This window comes from Bradyrhizobium sp. CSA207 (genome assembly GCF_029051685.1).
Classification (GTDB): Bacteria; Pseudomonadota; Alphaproteobacteria; order Rhizobiales; family Xanthobacteraceae; genus Bradyrhizobium.
Genome location: NZ_JAACFT010000024.1, coordinates 21,454 through 38,926, shown reverse-complemented (window position 1 = coordinate 38,926; position 17,473 = coordinate 21,454). Strand labels below are relative to the sequence as shown.

The following is a 17,473-nucleotide window of genomic DNA, read 5'->3' as shown; positions in this document are numbered from 1 at the left end:
GGATGGCCGGTATCCCGGGCTGCCATTGAGGGCGGCGCCGGGTATCTGCAGGATTGCCATAACTATACCTTGATTGCCCCGACTTCTCCGGATTTGCGGTTTCGACGGGTTTCGGCAGCACTCTGAAGGGCGCGCTTGCTGCCGCGGCGCCAACAATAAACGATCAATCACGAACACTACGCGAGCAAACTGAATGTCACCTTCCTCTACCGACAAGATCGCGCTCTTCATCGATGGAGCCAATCTCTACGCGACGGCCAAAACTCTCGGCTTCGACATCGATTACAAGCGCCTGCTGAAGGAATTTCAGAGCCGCGGAACGTTGTTGCGGGCGTTCTACTACACCGCGATCATCGAGGATCAGGAATACTCCTCGATCCGTCCGTTGATCGACTGGCTCGATTACAACGGCTACACCGTCGTCACCAAAGCGACCAAGGAATTCATCGACGCCTCCGGCCGCCGCAAGGTCAAGGGCAACATGGACATCGAGCTTGCCGTCGACGCCATGGAACTCGCCGAGCACATCGACCAGATGGTGCTGTTCTCAGGTGACGGCGACTTCCGTTCCCTGGTCGAGGCCGTGCAGCGCCGCGGCGTGCGGGTCACCGTGATCTCCACGATCGCCAGCCAGCCGCCGATGATCGCCGACGAGCTGCGCCGCCAGGCCGACGTCTTCACCGATCTCGTCGAGCTGCAATCCAAGCTCGGCCGCGATCCATCCGAACGCCCGGCCCCGCGCGATCGCGGCGAGCGCGAGGCGCGCCACCACGCCCCGCAATTCCTCCAGCGCGCGACCACGATGGCGCCAAGGGGCGATGACGACTTCGAGGAGTGAGGCGGCCCGGTCAATCCGCCGGGCCCCCATCCTCGTACCTGACCGTGACTGTCCGCTCTGTCCGCGCCTGGCCGCCTTTCGCGAGGCGAACCGCGCGCGCGAGCCGTTATGGCACAATGCTCCGGTAGCCCCCTTCGGCGACATCGGGGCGCGGCTTTTGATCGTCGGCCTTGCGCCGGGGATGCAAGGTGCGAACCGCACCGGCCGTCCCTTCACCGGCGATTATGCCGGCGATCTGCTCTACGCCACGCTGCTCGAATACGGCTTCGCCAAGGGGACCTATCAGGCGCGGCCCGATGACGGCATGAAGCTGGTCGACTGCCGGATCGCCAACGCGGTGCACTGCGTGCCACCGCAGAACAAGCCGTTGCCGATAGAGATCAACACGTGCCGCCAGTTTCTCGAGGCGAATCTCGAGACCATGCCGAATCTGCGCGCCATCGTCGCGCTCGGGCGGATTGCGCACGATAGCGTGCTCAAGCCGCTGAAACTGAAGGCCTCGCAAGCCCCTTTCGGCCACGGCGCGGTGCATCAGGCCGGCGCGTTCAGGCTGTACGACAGCTATCACTGCTCGCGCTACAACACGAACACCGGGGTCCTGACGCCAGAGATGTTCCGCTCGGTGTTTGCCAAGGTGAAGGCCGGCCTCGGCTAGTCCTTGGCGGGATTGGCCTTCAGCCAGTCGAGGACGTCGCCGGCATTCCGGTCGGGCGGGAATACCGGATAGAACACGTGCGTGACCTTGGCGTCGTCGATGATCAACGCAAGGCGCTTGATCAACGTAAGTCCTGCGACCTCCATGGTCGGCAGGCTGAGGGCGCGCGTGAGCGCCAGTTTCTCGTCGGAGAGCACCGGGAACGGCAGATGCAGCCGCGACGCCATCTCGGTCTGGTATTCGTTACTCTGGGTCGAGAGCCCGAACACGTGTGAAGCGCCGGCCGCCCTGAGCTCGGCGAAGAGATCGCGGAACGCGCAGGTCTGCGGCGTGCAGCCGCGTGCCCCCGGAATCATGTCCCAGTCGTCGACCAGCGCGATCTTGCCCGGCTCGCCGGTGCGGGGATAGGCGAATACCACGGTGCGCCCGGATTGTGCCGACAGCATCACTGACGTATCGTCGGTCGCGAGCAGGCTGATCGAAGGCAGCGTCATGCCGGTCAGATGCGCGGCGCCGCCGTCGTCGGTGGGTGCGGGAATCTGACTCCAATCGACCTCGAGCAGGTTCCGTTGATTCATCGCGCTATCCCCTCGCCCGCAGCAGGCGGCCCTTCTCCCGGCTCCAGTCGCGCTTCTTCTCGGTCTCGCGCTTATCGTGCAGCTTCTTGCCCTTCGCTACTGCCAGCTGCAATTTGGCGCGGCCGCGCTCGTTGAAATAGAGCTTGAGCGGGATCAGCGTCATGCCCTCGCGGTCGACCGCCCCCATCAGCTTGTTGATCTGCTTGCGGTGCAGAAGCAGCTTTCGCGGCCGCTTGGGCTCGTGGTTGAAGCGATTGCCCTGGAGATATTCGGGAATAGTGGCGTTGATCAGCCAGATCTCGCCATCCTTCGAATCGGCATAGGATTCCGCGATCGTGCTCTTGCCGTTGCGGATCGACTTCACCTCAGTGCCTGTCAGCGCAATGCCGGCCTCGACCGTGTCCTCGATCGCATAGTTGAAGCGGGCCTTGCGATTTTCCGCCATGACCTTGATCGGGCGTTCGTTCTTGTCGGCCATCGTGGAAAACCCTAATCAAGATGCGCGAAAATGCTAACAGTTTGGATGAAGCGCGCGCGTCAAGACTTCTTGAGGACGTCGCGGATCTCGGTCAGCAGCTCGACTTCCGCCGACGGCTTCGACGGCGCGGCTTCTTCCTTGCGCTTCAACGTGTTCATGGCACGGATCACCAGGAACAGCACGAAGGCGACGATGATGAAGTTGATCGTCAGCGTGAGGAAGCTGCCCCAAGCCAGCACGGCGCCTTGCTTTTTCGCATCGGCTAAGTTGGTGGCGGTGACCGCCTTCGACAAGGGGGTGAAGTAGTTCGAGAAGTCGAGGCCGCCGGTGACCGCGCCGATCATCGGCATGATCACGTCGCCGACCAGCGAGTTGACGATGGCGCCGAAGGCCGCGCCGATGATGACGCCGACCGCGAGATCGACGACGTTGCCCTTCATGGCGAACTCGCGGAACTCCTTGAGCATCCGCCTACCCTTGTCGTCGACGCCCATGAAAAGCTCCCCGGAAGCTACTGCGTCAGCTGATCAGCCCGGCGTGGACCATGGCGCTGCGCACGGCAACGCGCGTCGGCTCGGACACCGGCACCATCGGCAGCCGCAGCGTCTCGTCCATCTTTCCGAGCAGCGACAGCGCGTACTTGATCGGCGCCGGATTGCTCTCGATGAAAAGGTTGTTGTGCAGCGGCATCAGCTTGTCATGCAGCTTCAACGCCGTGGCGTGGTCGCCCTTCTGCCAGGCGGTGTGGAACTCCGAGCACAGGCGCGGCGCGACGTTCGATGTCACCGAGATGCAGCCATGGCCGCCATGCGCCATGTAGCCGAGGATGGTCGCATCTTCGCCGGACAGCTGGTTGAAATCCTCGCCCATCGCCGCGCGCTGCTGCGACACGCGGACCATGCTGGCGGTGGCGTCCTTGACGCCGGCGATGTTGTTCAGCTCCCATAGCCGCGTCATGGTGTCGACCGACATGTCGATCACCGAGCGCGGCGGGATGTTGTAGATGATGATCGGAATTCCGATCGCATCGTTGATCGCCTTGAAGTGCTGATACAGCCCTTCCTGGGTCGGCTTGTTGTAATAGGGCGTCACCACCAGTACGGCGTTCGCGCCGGCCTTTTCGGCGTGCTGGGCCAGCTCGACCGCCTCCTTGGTCGAATTGGAGCCCGCTCCGGCGATCACCGGCACCCGCCCCTTGGCTTCGCCGATGCACCACTCGACCACTTTCTTGTGCTCGTCGTGGCTGAGCGTCGGGCTCTCGCCGGTGGTGCCGACCGGGACCAGGCCGTTCGTGCCCTCGGAAATCTGCCAGTTGACCAGCGAGCGGAACGCCGCCTCGTCGAGCGAGCCGTTCTTGAACGGCGTGACCAAGGCGGTGAACGATCCCCGGAATTTCGTCTTGGCTGCCATGGACTTCCTCCGTACGCGGCGAGCTTGAGAGCAAGGCCCTTCTTATCGGGTCTATACCGCCCATAAAAGGGCCGCTGCCGACCGGCCCACCGTTTAGGCCGCGATTTTGCCGCGGTGGTGGTGCAAAGCGGGCCACGGTAAGCGGCTGTTGGTATTTTATCCGCATATTCAATCAAATACAGCCAAGTCTTGTACAACCAGGTCTTGAGCCACTTGACTGATTCGGGGCGACGTAACGCCGTGACCTCCTTTCCTCGTGCCGCATGGCGATCCACCGGTCTGATCATGTGCCTGATGGCAGGGCTGTCGGTCGGCTGCGCCGCCTTGGCCAAGTCCAATGACAAGTCCAATGAGCCGACCGCGGACGGCACCAAGGACGCCGCGAAGCCAGCTGCCAAGGACGCAGCGAAGGGACCTGCCAAAGGGCCGGCCAAGGGGACAGATAAGGGAACGGGCAAGGAAGCAGCCAAAGGGTCGACTAAGGGAGCCGCTCCCGTCTCGGCCAAGGATGCAGCGAAGAAACCTGCCAAGGATGCCGGCAAGAATGCCAGCAAGGAACCCGCGAAGGACAAACAAAAGCCCGCGGCAGCGGCCCCCGCGCCAAAACCACGGCCGACCGCGAACGGTTCGGCCCCGGTGACGGCACCCGCGCCGGCCGCGACGGCCACCGTCAGACCGGCCGCTCCGGCTGCCGCCAGACCGGTCGCCGCCCCCGTGCTGGCCCCGGCCACGCGCCAGCACGCGGCGCCGCGCAAACCGGTCGCGCCCGCCGCGGTCGCCGCGACCTCGTCGACCTCCCAGGCCGACAAGGACACGCTGGAGAGCGTCATCGAGCTCGTGCGCAAGCGCAAAGCGGGCGACGCCACGAACGCTGCAGCCACCATCTCGGACCCCGTCGCGCGAAAACTTGCGGAATGGATCATCCTGCGCAGCGAGGACAATGGCGCGACCGTGGAACGCTACCGCGCCTTCCTCTCCGCCAATCCGAGCTGGCCGTCGCAGACCTTCCTGCGCCGGCGGCTCGAGGCCGCGATGTGGGACGACCGGCGCGACGACCAGGTCGCGTGGTCGTGGTTCGAGAACGAATCCCCGGTCTCCGCCAAGGGGCGCTTCTCGCTCGCCAAGGCGATGCTGGCGCGCGGCGACCGCGCCAATGCCGAGCGGCTGGTGCGCGAGGCCTGGCGCAGCGATCCGATGTCGGAGGATACCGAGAACAACGCGCTCGACCAGTTCGGCGCCCTGCTGACGCCGGGCGACCAGAAGGCGCGGATGGACACGCTGCTCTATGGCAGCGAAAACGAGGCGGCGCTGCGCGCGGCCAAGCGCCTCGGGGCCGGCTATGTCGCGCTCGCCAAGGCCCGCATCGCCTCCCTCAAGAAAGCGCCGAACGCGCGTGCGCTGCTGGAGGCCGTGCCGCGCGAACTGCACAATGATCCCGGCTTTATCTTCAGCAAGATCCAGCTGCTGCGCCGCGAGGAGAAGTTTGCCGAGGCAGCCCAGCTCATGCTGTCGGCGCCGAAGGATTCGAACCGGCTCTACAATCTCGACGAATGGTGGATCGAGCGGCGTCTCTTGGCGCGCAAGATGATCGACACCGAAGAATTCCGCAGCGCCTATCTGATCGCGCGCGATGCGGCGCTCCCCTCGCGCGATATCTACAAGACCGAGCAGGAATTCACGGCGGGCTGGATCGCGCTGCGCTTTCTCAACGATCCCGCGCTGGCTACGCAACATTTCGCCCGCATCGGGGTCGGCAGCGTCAATCCGACCACGCTGGCGCGTGCCGGCTATTGGCAGGGCCGCGCGGCGGAAGCGGCGGGCCGCCAGCAGGAGGCGCGCAACGCCTATGCCCGCGCTGCCGAGCAGTCGACCAGCTATTACGGCCAGCTCGCACGCGCAAAACTCGGCCTGCCGCAGATCGAGCTCAACAGCCAGCCGCGCGGGCGCGGCGCCGAACGTCTGGAGATCGTGCGCGCCGCGCAGTTGCTGTACGAGCTCGACGAGCGCGAGATGGCCGTGCCTGTTCTCGCCGACATGGGCGAGAACGGCGATCCCGAAGCCCTCACCGGCCTCGGCGAGCTCAGCCAGCGCTACGGCGATGCGCGCGGGATGCTGCTGGTCGGCAAGGCCGCGCTCAATCGCGGTCTGCCGTTCGACTTCTATGCCTACCCCGTCAACGGCATTCCGCAGTTCACGCCGATCGGCCCGCAGGTCGAGCGCAGCATCATCTACGCCATCGCGCGGCAGGAGAGCGCGTTCAACCCCTCAGTGGTCTCGCCGGCGCAGGCCTATGGCCTGATGCAGGTGACGCCGGACGCGGCGCGCTATGTCTGCAAGCGGCACGGTGGCACCTACGATCTGTCCCGGCTGAAGAACGATTCGGCCTACAACGCCACGCTCGGGTCGGCCGAGCTCGGCGGTCTGCTCGAAGACTATCGCGGCTCCTACATCATGACGTTTGCCGCCTACAATGCCGGACGCGGCAGCGTGAAGAAGTGGGTCGATCGCTACGGCGACCCGCGCGACCCGAAGGTCGATGCGGTCGACTGGGTCGAACTGATCCCGTTCTCCGAGACACGCAACTATGTGCAGCGGATCATGGAGAATCTGCAGGTCTACCGCGCCCGCTTCGGCGGCGGCACGCGATTGCAAATCGAGGCCGACCTGCGCCGCGGTACCGCCAGCGTGGAGTAGAGACCCCTTTCCCCGATCGCTCCCGGCAGCATCGGCGGCAAACGCCGTACATGCGCCATCGCCGGCTTGAGGCGGCAGAGGACGAGCTCAAGCCAAACCGGCACGAAGCCAGATAAATCAATCACTTATTGGGATTTTTTGGCGGAGACGGAGGGATTCGAACCCTCGATAGGCCTTTACAAGCCTATAACGGTTTAGCAAACCGCCGCCTTCAGCCACTCGGCCACGTCTCCAATATGCGGGGTATGCCCGACCCGGCGGCGAGCCGCAAGCGGCAGAATTGAGGTCGGCGCGTTCTTTCACCTGAAAGCCGCCATTGGCCGGCCGCGCAAGCCTGACCAAAGCATCTGCGGGCCGCGAGCGCAGCCCGATTCGTGCTCTACTCCTCCGTCGACTTGCGCCGGCGGAACGCTCTGGGGCAAGACGCCCGATTTGTGCGGCCGTCCGAGTTCCAGATCGCATTCGTCGGCCACGACCTGAATCGGCACCCTCTGGCCAGTCCTGTCGGGCCTGTCGCCACCCATGCTGCGTTGGGGCTGGGCGGCAGCACCGTGAACGAACTTGTTTCGGCGCGACCAGGCCCACCCGTCAAAAGTACGGAGCCCGATGCGCTTCTCCGCTCAGTGCGCGCAGACCCACGCCCTCGCCTCGCGCTGCGCGGTCGAGATTTCGGCGTCCGACATCTGCCCGGCGATTTCCTGGCGTAGTTCCACGGCGTCCTTGCGGCCCTTCAGCGCGGCGAGATTGAACCATTTGTGCGCGGCGACGAGATCGACGAGGCCGGAGCGGCCGCTTGCCCAATAGATCCCGCGCTCGAACAGCACGTCCGACAGCGCGCTTGCGTCGATCGGCGTCGCCGTCTCCAGATCGAAAGTACCCTGAAACATCACGCATCCCCTTTTCTTGTGCCGCCTCGTTCCCCCGAGCGCGGCTCCCGTCCAACTCTGATTGGTGCATGATCCGTCCCGGAAAACCGGAAACCACTCTTCCGGGATCATGCGCTGTTCAACTCATCCCCGAGTCTTTTTGCCCATGCCGTTTGCCGGCTTGTTGGAGGCGATGATGGCGGGCAAATTTGAATGGCAGTTTAAGCATCGCGATGAAGGCAACGTAAACGCGCGAGTTCCACGCGCGAAAGCGGAATGCAAGAAGTCCGCAATTGACGGGCACTTCTGCGATTCGTCAGACTCGGTTTACCGTAGGATTTTGGGACAACGATAACCATCGCGCATGGTAACGTCCCTGCGCACTCGCTCGGCCTTCATGGTTCGAGACGCCCGCTTGGGGCGGGCTCCTCACCATGAGGGTCTAAGGTTTCACCGCACAACAAGACCTCATCCTGAGGGCCCGCCAGAGGCGGGCGTCTCGAAGGATCGCGACAACGAATACGGCCCACCGGTCTCTTTCCGTATGCGATAGCCCTGCTGCATGGGGCGCACGGACGTCGGGTACGACAAAGCCGCGGCTCTCGCCTGCCCCAGGCAGCGCTGCCACGTCACGGTTAGATCAGCAATGTCGGGAAAGGAAATGCCGGCAATGCCCCGGCCTCAAGGAACGAGGGCGTCGGCGAACACGTCAGGATCAGATTCCACGTTGGCCCGTAAGCCGCCTGTGAAATTGCGGACCCCGTGAAGGACACCCGCACCGAACGAAGAAAACTCGTTTCTTCTGCCGGACCGGACTTCGGCGGGCGAACCCGCGGAAGAGGACGATCCGACCGTTGACCTGATGTCTCGCCGACACCCTCTATCGTCGACCAGAACCTTCTAGGAGGCGCTGATGACGTGCCGGCTCTCTAGGAGCCGGCAACTTCAGAAGTCGAAGTTACTTCTTCTTCTTCGCGACCTTGCGGGTCTTCTTCGCAGTCTTCTTCACTGCGCTCTTCGCCTTCTTCGCCTTCTTCGCTTTCTTGGCCATGTTGCCCTCCGATGTGTGAGATGGCTTTAATCGCTGCATGCAGTCGGGGATCGAATGCACACTCATCCCGAATACACCAACACAACGAAAAAAACAGCGTCTCGCTTAAGGAAGTGTTGACGGAGAAAAGCGCGTGCGCTTGGCGCGCCCGATGCGGATGCACGAAGAGAGGCGCGCCTGCGATCGCAAGGAGTACCGGCAACACCGACGTCGTCGCGCACTGCGATTGCAAGAAAACACTATGCAGCAAGTATTTTTCTGCACTCGTGCTTCGCGTGCGATCGACGCAATGACGCGCGTCGCGCTTCGCTCTATCGACTCGAAAAGGCGCTTCGCGGACTCTGAGTCGCGGGTTTTGGCAACGAAAATATTTTCATGCTTAACGACGCGAGCGCTCGCCAGAGCGCGTCCAAGCCACCGTTTTGTGCGAATCGCACAGCGGCGATTCGCAGGTGCTACATGGATCGAGCGGGATGATGTTCGTCGTCGATGGTGCGCGCGAGCGCCGCATCTCGACCTGAAGCGAGGTGACGGAAAGCGTCCGTCACCTCGTTCGAACGCGCGACGTCAGATGCCGAGCTTGGACTTGAGCAGGTCGTTCACGCTCTGCGGGTTGGCCTTGCCGCCCGACGACTTCATGACCTGGCCGACGAACCAGCCGAGCGACTGCGGCTTGTCCTTGACCTGCGCGACCTTGTCGGGATTGGCCGCGATGATGTCGTCGACCACATTTTCGATCGCCGAGAGGTCGGTGACCTGCTTCATGCCGCGGCTTTCGACGAGCGCGCGGGGATCGCCGCCCTCCTGCCACACGATCTCAAACAGATCCTTGGCGATCTTGCCGGAGATCGTGCCCTCGCCGATCAGATCGACGATCGCAGCTAACTGCTCGGCGCTGACCGGAGAGCCCGTAATATCCCGGCCTTCCTTGTTGAGGCGGCCGAACAGCTCGTTGATCACCCAGTTCGCCGCCATCTTGCCGTCGCGGGCGCGATTGGCGAGCCTGTCCAGCACGGTCTCGTAGAACACCGCGCTCTCGCGCTCCGCGACCAGCACGCTTGCGTCATAGGCCGACAGGCCGAAGTCGGCGACAAAGCGCATCTTCTTCTGGTCTGGCAGCTCGGGCAGCTTTGCCTTCAACTCGTCGACGAAGCTTTGCGAAAACTCCAGCGGCAACAGATCGGGATCGGGGAAGTAGCGGTAGTCATGCGCCTCTTCCTTGGACCGCATCGAGCGCGTCTCGCCCTTGTTGGGGTCGTAGAGGCGGGTCTCCTGGTCGATCTGGCCGCCATCCTCGAGAATCTCGATCTGGCGCCGCGCCTCGTACTCGATCGCCTGCCCGATGAAGTTGATCGAGTTCATGTTCTTGATCTCGCAGCGGGTGCCGAGCGGCGCGCCGGGCTTGCGCACGGAGACGTTGACGTCGGCGCGCAAGCTTCCCTTCTCCATGTCGCCATCGCAGGTGCCGAGATAGCGCAGGATCGAGCGCAGCTTGGTCACATAGGCCTTGGCCTGCTCGGCGTCGCGGATGTCGGGCTTGGAGACGATCTCCATCAGCGCCACGCCGCAGCGGTTGAGGTCGACATAGGACATGTTCGGCGACTGATCGTGCAGCAACTTGCCGGCGTCCTGCTCCAGATGCAGCCGCTCGATCCCGATGGTCGCGGTCCTGCCGCCGTCCAGTTCGACCTCGACCTCGCCCTCGCCGACGATCGGCGACTTGTACTGGCTGATCTGGTAGCCCTGCGGCGAGTCCGGATAGAAATAGTTCTTGCGATCGAACACCGAGCGCAGGTTGATCTGTGCGTTCAGCCCCAGCCCGGTCCGGACAGCCTGTCTGACGCATTGCTCGTTGATGACGGGCAGCATGCCGGGCATCGCCGCGTCGACCAGCGACACGTGGCTGTTCGGCTCGCCGCCGAACGCGGTGGGGGCCCCGGAGAACAGTTTTGAATTCGAGGTCACCTGGGCGTGGATCTCCATGCCGATGACCATCTCCCAGTCACCGGTGGCGCCTTTGAGAAGCTTGTGCGTGGCCGTGCTCATGTCTTGCTCCCGAGCAGCGTGGCAGCGATCCGCTCCCACTCCGCCTGCAATGAATCCTTTGCCGTGGGCTGGCCGGCCTGGCGATACCAGTAGCCCGCATTGCCGAGATCGCCTTCGACGCGGTGCAAGTACGCGTGCACCCAGGCGGCCTCACGGCTGCTCTCGTCCTGGACGATCTTGTGCGCCTGGTCCCAGTCGCCCTTGGCGGCCCACCAGAGACCGGCAAGCGGCGCGCTGAGATCCGGCGCAGGCGAAGCGCCGTCGAGGCTGGCGATGTAGGCCGCCAGCGTCACCACCACCGCTCCGGCGTGAAGCGGCCTGCCGCCTGCTCGATCACCTCGCCGAGCGAGAACAGCGTCTCCTCGTCGAACGGGCGGCCGATCAGCTGCAGGCCAAGCGGCAGGCCCTGCGCGTCCTTGCCGGCGGGTACGGCAATGCCCGGAAGGCCCGCCATGTTCACCGTCACCGTGAAGATATCGTTCAGGTACATCTCGACGGGGTCGGCGCCACCCTTCTCGCCGATACCGAAGGCGGCCGACGGCGTCGCCGGGGTGAGGATCGCGTCGACGCCCTTAGCGAAGCAATCCTCAAAATCCTTCTTGATCAGCGTGCGCACCTTTTGGGCGCGCAGGTAATAGGCGTCGTAGTAGCCGGCCGAGAGCACGTAGGTGCCGATCATGACCCGGCGCTTCACCTCGGCGCCAAAACCTTCGGCGCGGGTGTTCTCGTACAGCTCGGTGATGTTCCTGCCCTGCTCGCGCAAGCCGTAGCGCACGCCGTCATAGCGCGCGAGGTTGGAGGAGGCTTCCGCCGGGGCCACGATGTAATAGGCCGGCAGCGCGTATTTGGTGTGCGGCAGCGACACCTCGACGAGTTCGGCGCCGGCGCTCCTGAGCCAGGCCGCGCCCGCTTCCCAAAGCTTTTCGATCTCGGCGGGCATGCCGTCGAGGCGATACTCCTTGGGGATGCCGATCCTCATGCCCTTCACGGACTTGCCGATCGCGGCCTCGTAATCCGGCACGGCAATGTCCACCGACGTCGTGTCCTTCGGATCGTGACCGGCCATCGAGCGCAGCAGCATCGCGGCATCGCGCACGCTGCGCGCGATCGGACCGGCCTGGTCGAGCGAGGAGGCAAAGGCGACGATGCCCCAGCGCGAGCAGCGGCCATAGGTCGGCTTGATGCCGACGGTCGCAGTGAACGCGGCCGGCTGGCGGATCGAGCCGCCGGTGTCGGTCGCGGTCGCGCCCATGCACAGCAGCGCCGCCACAGCCGAGGCCGAGCCGCCGGACGAACCGCCCGGCACCAGCGTCGTGTTGCTTCCCTCGCGCCGCCAGGGATTGCCGACCGGGCCGAAGCACGAGGTCTCGTTCGACGAGCCCATCGCGAACTCGTCGTTGTTGAGCTTGCCCAGCATCACGGCGCCATCGCGCCAGAGCTGCGAGGTGACGGTGGACTCATAGGTCGGCACGAAATTGCCGAGGATCTTGGAGCACGCCGTGGTGCGCACGCCCCTGGTTGCGAACAGATCCTTGATGCCGAGCGGGATGCCGGCGAGCGGACCGCCGTCACCTTTCCCGATCTTGATATCTGCCTCGCGCGCCATGGCACGCGCCTGGTCCGGCGTCTCCAGAATGAAGGCGTTGAGCGCGCGCGCGGCTTCGATCGCGGAAAGATGCGCGTCGGTCAGCTCGAGTGACGTGAAAGTCTTGGCCGCAAGGCCCTTGCGGGCCTCGGCGAGCGTCAGTGATGTCAAATCGGTCATTTATTGATCGGGCTACAGAAAAATGGAGACAGGGTCTTGTCGTTGGCCGGGTCGTCTTTCCTGGACGAAGCTTTCGCAGCCGCCTCGATCTCATCGAGGACGGCATTGACGGCCACATTGGGGTCGGCAGCCTTGCCCTGCCGCTCCATCTTGTCGAGATAGTTCATATAGGCCTGATAGGCCTTCTCATCGTCGCATAGCAGGCACATCGGACACGGTCCTGATTGAGGTAGTTACTCGACGACCTTCGGCACCAGGAAGAAATGGCCTTCGGTCGCGGGCGCATTGGCAACGATATCGTCGGCGATCTCGCCGTCGTTGACCAGGTCGGCGCGCTTCTTCATCTGCATCGGGGTGACTGAGGTCATCGGCTCGACGCCTGCGACGTCGACCTCCGAGAGCTGCTCGACGAACGCGAGCATGGCGTTGAGCTCGCCCTGCAGGTGCGGAACATCGTCCTCGGACACCGCAATGCGCGCCAGATGCGCAATGCGGCGGACGGTAGCAGCGTCGACGGACATTATATAAGGCCTCTCACGGCAAAACCTATCCGCCGTATAGCAGAGGCCGGTTTTGCGCCGCAACCGGCGCTCTAGAGCATGATCCGGAAAAGTGCGCAGCGGTTTTCCGAAAAGATCATGCTTAAACAATAACCTAAGGCGCGATGATCACTCTTCTCAATCTCATTGCGCCCTAGCCTGCCATCTGGCGCAGGCGCGCCAGGGCCGATTTCGCGAGATCCCGGGTCAATTCGGCCGCGGGGAGCTCCCGGCCCATGGCGATGGCCTGTCCGGCCCAGAGATTGGTGAAATCGACCCTGCCCTGCTTCTCCGCGGCCGCCTTCAGCGGCCCCAGCGCGGTCGCAGCATGGGGAAATGGCGGCGCATCCGGCGAGATCGGGCCGGCTTCGCGCATCAGGCGGTTCTGAACACCGCGCGCCGGCCGCCCGGTCATGACGTTGGTGATGACGGTGGAATCATCCCGCCCCGCGGCAAGCGCGGCGCGCCCCGCCGCGCTCACCTTGGATTCCGGACAGCGAAGGTAGGCGCTGCCGATCTGCACGCCGGCGGCGCCGAGTGCGAAGGCGGCTGCGATGCCGCGCCCATCCGCGATGCCGCCCGCTGCAATCACGGGCACCTTCACCGCATCCACCACCTGCGGCACCAGCGCGAACGTGCCGGGCTGCTCGTTGATGTTCTCGGTCAGGAACATGGCGCGATGGCCGCCCGCCTCCGCGCCTTGCGCGATCACGGCATCGGCGCCGTGCTGCTCGAGCCAGACGGCTTCCTTCACGGTCGTCGCCGAGGAAATCACGAGACAGCCGGCCGCCTTGACGCGCTTGAGCAGCGCCTGATCCGGCAGTCCGAAATGGAAGCTCACGACCTCCGGCTTCAGCTCCTCGACAACCGCACAGAAGCCGGCGTCGAACGGTGCGCGGTTGGCCGCATTGATCGGCGCGGCCGGATCAAGGCCAAGCTCCTTGTAATAGATCGCAAGACGCGCCTTCCAGCGCGCTTCCGCCGCCGCATCAAGCTCGACCGGCGTGTGGCAGAAGAAGTTCATGTTGACCGGCGCAGAGACGCGCTGGCGGATGATGTTGACCTGCTCGCGCGCCTTCTCGGGCGACAGCATCGCGCTCGGCAGCGAGCCGAGCCCGCCGCCTTCCGCGACGGCGATCACCAGCTCCGCGTCCATCACGCCGGCCATCGGCGCCAGCACGATCGGGAATTCGGTCTTGAAGAGATCGATCAATCGATGGTCAGGCCACATGGTTGCGTCTCTCGCTCTTACCCTCTCCCCTTGTGGGAGAGGGTGGCATAGGCGGCCTTCGCCGCCGTCCTTAGAACGCCGATGCTTCGCATCGGCTATGGCGATAGCGGCGAGACGGGTGAGGGGTTTGCATCCGCAGGAGACAGACCTCTCAGATTTGACATTATTCTCCGCGGATAGAACCCCTCATCTGGCGCTGCGCGCCACCTTCTCCCACAAGGGGAGAAGGGAAGGCACCGACCACCGAACTACGTTTTCCTTCCAGCAACTGCTCCGCCTCGGTCGCGATCCGCTCCACGATCTCTGCCGCAGGCTGGATATCATGAATCAGGCCGACGGCCTCGCCCGCGATCACGGCGGCAACGTCGAAATTGCCGGCCGCTTTTGCCGCAACATACTCCGCTGCGACTGCGGCAACATTCTGCATCAGCTCGATCTCGCGGCCGATCCAGCGCCTGGCATGATCGTTGACCAGGCATCTTCCGGTGAACGGCGCCGGCCACACATTGTTGCGGGAGAGATCGAAGATGATGCCGCGCACGGTCGAGCCGCTGGTCGCGGCGCAGATGCGCCGCTTGGCTTCCTCCGCGCCGTCAGCCTCCTGGCTCGCATAGAAGCGCGTCCCGAGCAGCACGCCGCTTGCCCCCAGCATCATCATCGCGGCAAGCCCGCGCCCGTCGGCAATGCCGCCCGCCGCGACCACCGGCACATGGCCAGCCGCGAGATCGACGATCGCGGGCACGAGATCGACGGTTGTGCGGGAGGCACCGTGGCCGCCTGCTTCCGTCCCCTGCGCGATCAGGACATCGGCGTCGGCATCGAGCGCCTGCCGCGCCATCGCCTCATCCTGCACCTGGCAAATCAGGCGCGCACCAGCCGACTTGATCTTTGATGCGAGCGGAGCGGGATCGCCGAAAGACAACATGATCGCAGACGGTTTTGCGGCGAGCGCGATATCGAGAAGCTCAGGCCGCTTGGCGAGACTCCAGGTGATGAAGCCGATCCCGAACGGCGCGGACATGCTGGCGAGCTTCGCCGTCTCTCGCTCCAGCCATTCCCTCTCGCCATAACCACCGCCCAGAATGCCAAAGCCGCCGGCGCGGCTGACGGCCGTCACCAGACGGCTGCCGGCAACCACGTCCATCGGCGCAAGCAGGACGGGATGCTTGATCCCCAGGAGCTGGGTCAGCGGCGTAGTGATCGACATGGCTCCTCCACTCTCGACAGCAACGCTAGGCCGGAATAGCATTCACGGAAATTGAATTCTAACGAACGCTGCTATCTCAAAAACGAAACGATGCCATGGAACTCAGCGACATCCACACCTTCGCCGCGGTGGCCCGCACCGGCGGCATCACCCGTGCCGCCGAAGAGCTCAACACGGTGCAATCCAATGTCACCCAGCGCGTGAAGGCGCTGGAGGCTGAGATCGGTACGCCTCTGTTCGAGCGTCACAGCCGCGGCATGAGCCTTACCGGCGCCGGCAAAAGGCTGTTGCCTTACGCGCAACGGATGACAGCGTTGTCGCGCGAAGCCGTGCTCGCCGCACGCGACGATGGCGAGCCCAAAGGACCATTGTCGATCGGCTCGATGGAGACCACGGCAGCGGTGCGGTTGCCGCCGCTGCTGGCCGATTTCCACCGCCGCTTTCCCGCCGTCCGGCTGAGCTTGCGCACGGCGACCACCGCCGACCTCGTCGCGGGCGTTCTCGAAGGCGCATTCGACGGCGCCTTCGTCGCAGGCCCGATCGCGCATGCCGACCTCACCGCGACAAGTGCATTCCGCGAGGAGCTGGTTCTGGTCAGCGCGCGGCGCTGGAGCTCGCTTGCCGAGCTGCGCGCCGGCACGCCGGAGTCCGGCCCAACCGCGCTGGTGTTCCGCACCGGCTGCACCTACCGCCAGCGGCTCGAACAGATTTTCGTCGAGTTCGGCTGGCCTTCTGCCGCACGCTTCGAGCTTGGCACGCTCGACGGCATGATCGGCTGCGTCGCTGCCGACATGGGCGTGACGCTGCTGCCGCGCGCCGTTGTCGAACGCAACGCGATGAACGGCAGCGTGTCGATCCACACGCTGAGCCCATCGCACGCGCGCGTCGAGACGCTCTTCATCCGGCGCGGTGCCGGACATCAATACACCGCGCTCAGTGGTTTCATCTCCTGCCTGAAGAAAAACGACGACGTCATCGCGGCCTGAACACATTCCAGCGCGCGAAATTCATCGACACAAATTCGTCACGTTTAAACCGATTGGCGGCGACGCATCGCAGCGCAGCACCGAAAAGCTTTTGAAGCGCGCGATGGTTCTACGTAGGATGCGCCACTGACCGGCGCGAGACCATAACGAAGCCAAACATCGGCAAAAAAACATTGGGAGGACTATCGATGCGCAATACGCTCGTGTTGTGCTGTGTCGCTGCGTTGTCGGCGACGATCCAAACAGCAAGCGCACAGGACTGGACCAAATCGAAATGGGGACCGAACGACGAGATCGGTGCTGCCAACTACATGACGCCCGAGCTCGTACTGAAGGCCGCGTCTCTGGTAAAGACCGGAAAGACTTATGCACTTGGCATCGCCGTCGATTCCAAGACCCCGGCCTATCCGCCGCGCACCTTCAAGATCACGGTGGTGCAGCCGGGACAGGCCGGCAGCCCCGGTCTCGGTCCCAACAAGGCAACTTACAATGACGATATCCTGGACACCTGGGTCGGCATCGGCAGCCAAATTGACGGGCTCGGCCATCTCGGTGTCGAGCACGTCTATTACAACGGCAACAAGCTCGCCGACTTCGCCGATCCCAACGGGTTGAAGAAGCTCGGCATCGAGAAGGTGCCGCCGATTGTCACCCGCGGCGTGCTGCTCGACATGGCGGCCTACTACAACACCGACGTGGTGAAGGAAGGCACCGCCTTCAACGTCAAGGAGATCGATGAAGCTGCCAAGAAGCAGGGCGTCGAGATCCGCCAGGGCGACGTCGTCATCTTCCACACCGGCTGGCTCAGCCTGATAGGCAAGGACGACAAGCGCTATTCGGCCGGCGAGCCCGGTCTCGGCGTCGAAGGTGCAAAGTACCTGACGAGCAAGGGCGTCGTCGCGATCGGCGCCGACACTTGGGCGCTGGAAGTGCTGCCGTTCGAGTCCAAGAACGTGTTCGAGGTGCACCAGATCCTGCTCGCGATGAACGGGACCTATATCCTCGAGAACATGGATACGGCCGCGCTTGCCCGCGACAAGGGATATGAATTCCTGTTCGTGCTCGGACAGCCGCGCTGGACCGGAGGCGTGCAGGCGATGATCAACCCGATTGCGATCCGCTGAGGCCC

At 64.0% G+C, this 17,473-nt stretch carries 17 protein-coding genes and 1 tRNA gene; 5 read left to right on the top strand and 13 right to left on the bottom strand.

Going from position 1 to position 17,473, the window contains the following annotated elements; genetic code table 11:
• The first annotated feature begins 193 nt into the window (after positions 1-193).
• Both GWG65_RS25820 and GWG65_RS25815 read left to right on the top strand, forming a co-directional pair.
• Entirely contained in the window at positions 194-838 is a 645-nt protein-coding gene (locus tag GWG65_RS25820) for an NYN domain-containing protein (protein WP_045008001.1), read from the top strand.
• Positions 819-1,493: a uracil-DNA glycosylase gene (locus GWG65_RS25815; RefSeq protein WP_275198371.1), complete on the top strand. Its 675-nt coding sequence runs from the start codon at positions 819-821 to the stop codon at positions 1,491-1,493. The genes GWG65_RS25820 and GWG65_RS25815 overlap by 20 nt, the downstream gene beginning before the upstream one ends.
• Here GWG65_RS25815 and GWG65_RS25810 read toward each other — a convergent pair.
• From GWG65_RS25810 to dapA, 4 genes are read right to left on the bottom strand one after another with little or no spacing between them, the layout of a single operon-like run.
• Positions 1,490-2,071: a peroxiredoxin gene (locus tag GWG65_RS25810; protein WP_275198370.1), complete on the bottom strand. Its 582-nt coding sequence runs from the start codon at positions 2,069-2,071 to the stop codon at positions 1,490-1,492. The two genes, GWG65_RS25815 and GWG65_RS25810, sit on opposite strands and share 4 nt — an antisense overlap.
• A 4-nt stretch (positions 2,072-2,075) precedes the next feature.
• Complete coding sequence (gene smpB / locus GWG65_RS25805) at positions 2,076-2,549, bottom strand: SsrA-binding protein SmpB (protein ID WP_148743736.1); 474 nt, start codon at positions 2,547-2,549, stop codon at positions 2,076-2,078.
• A gap of 59 nt (positions 2,550-2,608) precedes the next feature.
• Entirely contained in the window at positions 2,609-3,043 is a 435-nt protein-coding gene (gene mscL, locus GWG65_RS25800; RefSeq protein ID WP_275198369.1) for a large conductance mechanosensitive channel protein MscL, read from the bottom strand.
• A 25-nt stretch (positions 3,044-3,068) separates the two neighbouring features.
• Positions 3,069-3,959, bottom strand: a complete 891-nt coding sequence (gene dapA / locus GWG65_RS25795; RefSeq protein ID WP_275198368.1) for a 4-hydroxy-tetrahydrodipicolinate synthase — start codon at positions 3,957-3,959, stop codon at positions 3,069-3,071.
• A gap of 294 nt (positions 3,960-4,253) precedes the next feature.
• Between dapA and GWG65_RS25790 the strand changes: the two genes are divergently transcribed.
• A complete protein-coding gene (locus tag GWG65_RS25790; RefSeq protein ID WP_275198468.1) occupies positions 4,254-6,653 on the top strand; it encodes a lytic transglycosylase domain-containing protein in 2,400 nt (799 codons plus the stop codon).
• A 139-nt stretch (positions 6,654-6,792) separates the two neighbouring features.
• On the opposite strand, the gene GWG65_RS25785 is transcribed toward GWG65_RS25790, so the two are convergent.
• The 9 genes from GWG65_RS25785 to GWG65_RS25745 form a co-directional block, all read right to left on the bottom strand.
• Positions 6,793-6,886 (bottom strand) — tRNA-Ser (locus GWG65_RS25785).
• A gap of 387 nt (positions 6,887-7,273) precedes the next feature.
• Entirely contained in the window at positions 7,274-7,540 is a 267-nt protein-coding gene (locus GWG65_RS25780) for a hypothetical protein (protein WP_275198367.1), read from the bottom strand.
• A 1,597-nt stretch (positions 7,541-9,137) separates the two neighbouring features.
• Positions 9,138-10,616: an Asp-tRNA(Asn)/Glu-tRNA(Gln) amidotransferase subunit GatB gene (gatB, locus tag GWG65_RS25775; RefSeq protein ID WP_275198366.1), complete on the bottom strand. Its 1,479-nt coding sequence runs from the start codon at positions 10,614-10,616 to the stop codon at positions 9,138-9,140.
• Positions 10,613-10,915 (bottom strand): hypothetical protein, encoded by a 303-nt coding sequence (locus GWG65_RS25770; protein WP_275198365.1) that lies wholly within the window; start codon positions 10,913-10,915, stop codon positions 10,613-10,615. The genes gatB and GWG65_RS25770 overlap by 4 nt, the downstream gene beginning before the upstream one ends.
• Complete coding sequence (gatA, locus tag GWG65_RS25765; protein WP_275198364.1) at positions 10,906-12,381, bottom strand: Asp-tRNA(Asn)/Glu-tRNA(Gln) amidotransferase subunit GatA; 1,476 nt, start codon at positions 12,379-12,381, stop codon at positions 10,906-10,908. The genes GWG65_RS25770 and gatA overlap by 10 nt, the downstream gene beginning before the upstream one ends.
• Positions 12,378-12,590 carry a hypothetical protein gene (locus GWG65_RS25760; protein WP_275198363.1) on the bottom strand — a complete coding sequence of 71 codons (213 nt, stop codon included), beginning with the start codon at positions 12,588-12,590 and terminating at the stop codon, positions 12,378-12,380. The genes gatA and GWG65_RS25760 overlap by 4 nt, the downstream gene beginning before the upstream one ends.
• Before the next feature lie 24 nt (positions 12,591-12,614).
• Positions 12,615-12,902 carry an Asp-tRNA(Asn)/Glu-tRNA(Gln) amidotransferase subunit GatC gene (gatC, locus tag GWG65_RS25755; RefSeq protein ID WP_275198362.1) on the bottom strand — a complete coding sequence of 96 codons (288 nt, stop codon included), beginning with the start codon at positions 12,900-12,902 and terminating at the stop codon, positions 12,615-12,617.
• Between the two features lie 172 nt (positions 12,903-13,074).
• Positions 13,075-14,151, bottom strand: coding sequence for a nitronate monooxygenase family protein (locus GWG65_RS25750; protein ID WP_275198361.1), 1,077 nt, complete (start codon positions 14,149-14,151; stop codon positions 13,075-13,077).
• A gap of 163 nt (positions 14,152-14,314) precedes the next feature.
• Positions 14,315-15,358, bottom strand: a complete 1,044-nt coding sequence (locus tag GWG65_RS25745) for a nitronate monooxygenase (RefSeq protein ID WP_275198360.1) — start codon at positions 15,356-15,358, stop codon at positions 14,315-14,317.
• A gap of 95 nt (positions 15,359-15,453) precedes the next feature.
• Here GWG65_RS25745 and GWG65_RS25740 point away from each other — a divergent pair, with 95 nt between their 5' ends.
• Both GWG65_RS25740 and GWG65_RS25735 read left to right on the top strand, forming a co-directional pair.
• Positions 15,454-16,344 (top strand): LysR family transcriptional regulator, encoded by an 891-nt coding sequence (locus tag GWG65_RS25740; protein WP_275198359.1) that lies wholly within the window; start codon positions 15,454-15,456, stop codon positions 16,342-16,344.
• Positions 16,345-16,532: 188 nt separating this feature from the next.
• The gene (locus tag GWG65_RS25735; protein ID WP_275198358.1) at positions 16,533-17,468 is read left to right on the top strand and encodes a cyclase family protein; all 936 of its coding nucleotides are present in this window, start codon (positions 16,533-16,535) and stop codon (positions 17,466-17,468) included.
• Positions 17,469-17,473 lie beyond the last annotated feature (5 nt).

Coding starts and splice junctions, on each gene's coding strand:
- gatA (WP_275198364.1), bottom strand. CDS start 12,381: ATGACCGATTTGACATCACTGACGCTCGCCGAGGCCCGCAAGGGCCTT.
- GWG65_RS25810 (WP_275198370.1), bottom strand. CDS start 2,071: ATGAATCAACGGAACCTGCTCGAGGTCGATTGGAGTCAGATTCCCGCA.
- GWG65_RS25815 (WP_275198371.1), top strand. CDS start 819: ATGACGACTTCGAGGAGTGAGGCGGCCCGGTCAATCCGCCGGGCCCCC.
- GWG65_RS25740 (WP_275198359.1), top strand. CDS start 15,454: ATGGAACTCAGCGACATCCACACCTTCGCCGCGGTGGCCCGCACCGGC.
- GWG65_RS25780 (WP_275198367.1), bottom strand. CDS start 7,540: ATGTTTCAGGGTACTTTCGATCTGGAGACGGCGACGCCGATCGACGCA.
- mscL (WP_275198369.1), bottom strand. CDS start 3,043: ATGGGCGTCGACGACAAGGGTAGGCGGATGCTCAAGGAGTTCCGCGAG.
- GWG65_RS25745 (WP_275198360.1), bottom strand. CDS start 15,358: ATGTCGATCACTACGCCGCTGACCCAGCTCCTGGGGATCAAGCATCCC.
- gatC (WP_275198362.1), bottom strand. CDS start 12,902: ATGTCCGTCGACGCTGCTACCGTCCGCCGCATTGCGCATCTGGCGCGC.
- dapA (WP_275198368.1), bottom strand. CDS start 3,959: ATGGCAGCCAAGACGAAATTCCGGGGATCGTTCACCGCCTTGGTCACG.
- GWG65_RS25735 (WP_275198358.1), top strand. CDS start 16,533: ATGCGCAATACGCTCGTGTTGTGCTGTGTCGCTGCGTTGTCGGCGACG.
- GWG65_RS25820 (WP_045008001.1), top strand. CDS start 194: ATGTCACCTTCCTCTACCGACAAGATCGCGCTCTTCATCGATGGAGCC.
- gatB (WP_275198366.1), bottom strand. CDS start 10,616: ATGAGCACGGCCACGCACAAGCTTCTCAAAGGCGCCACCGGTGACTGG.
- smpB (WP_148743736.1), bottom strand. CDS start 2,549: ATGGCCGACAAGAACGAACGCCCGATCAAGGTCATGGCGGAAAATCGC.
- GWG65_RS25750 (WP_275198361.1), bottom strand. CDS start 14,151: ATGTGGCCTGACCATCGATTGATCGATCTCTTCAAGACCGAATTCCCG.
- GWG65_RS25760 (WP_275198363.1), bottom strand. CDS start 12,590: ATGTGCCTGCTATGCGACGATGAGAAGGCCTATCAGGCCTATATGAAC.
- GWG65_RS25790 (WP_275198468.1), top strand. CDS start 4,254: ATGGCAGGGCTGTCGGTCGGCTGCGCCGCCTTGGCCAAGTCCAATGAC.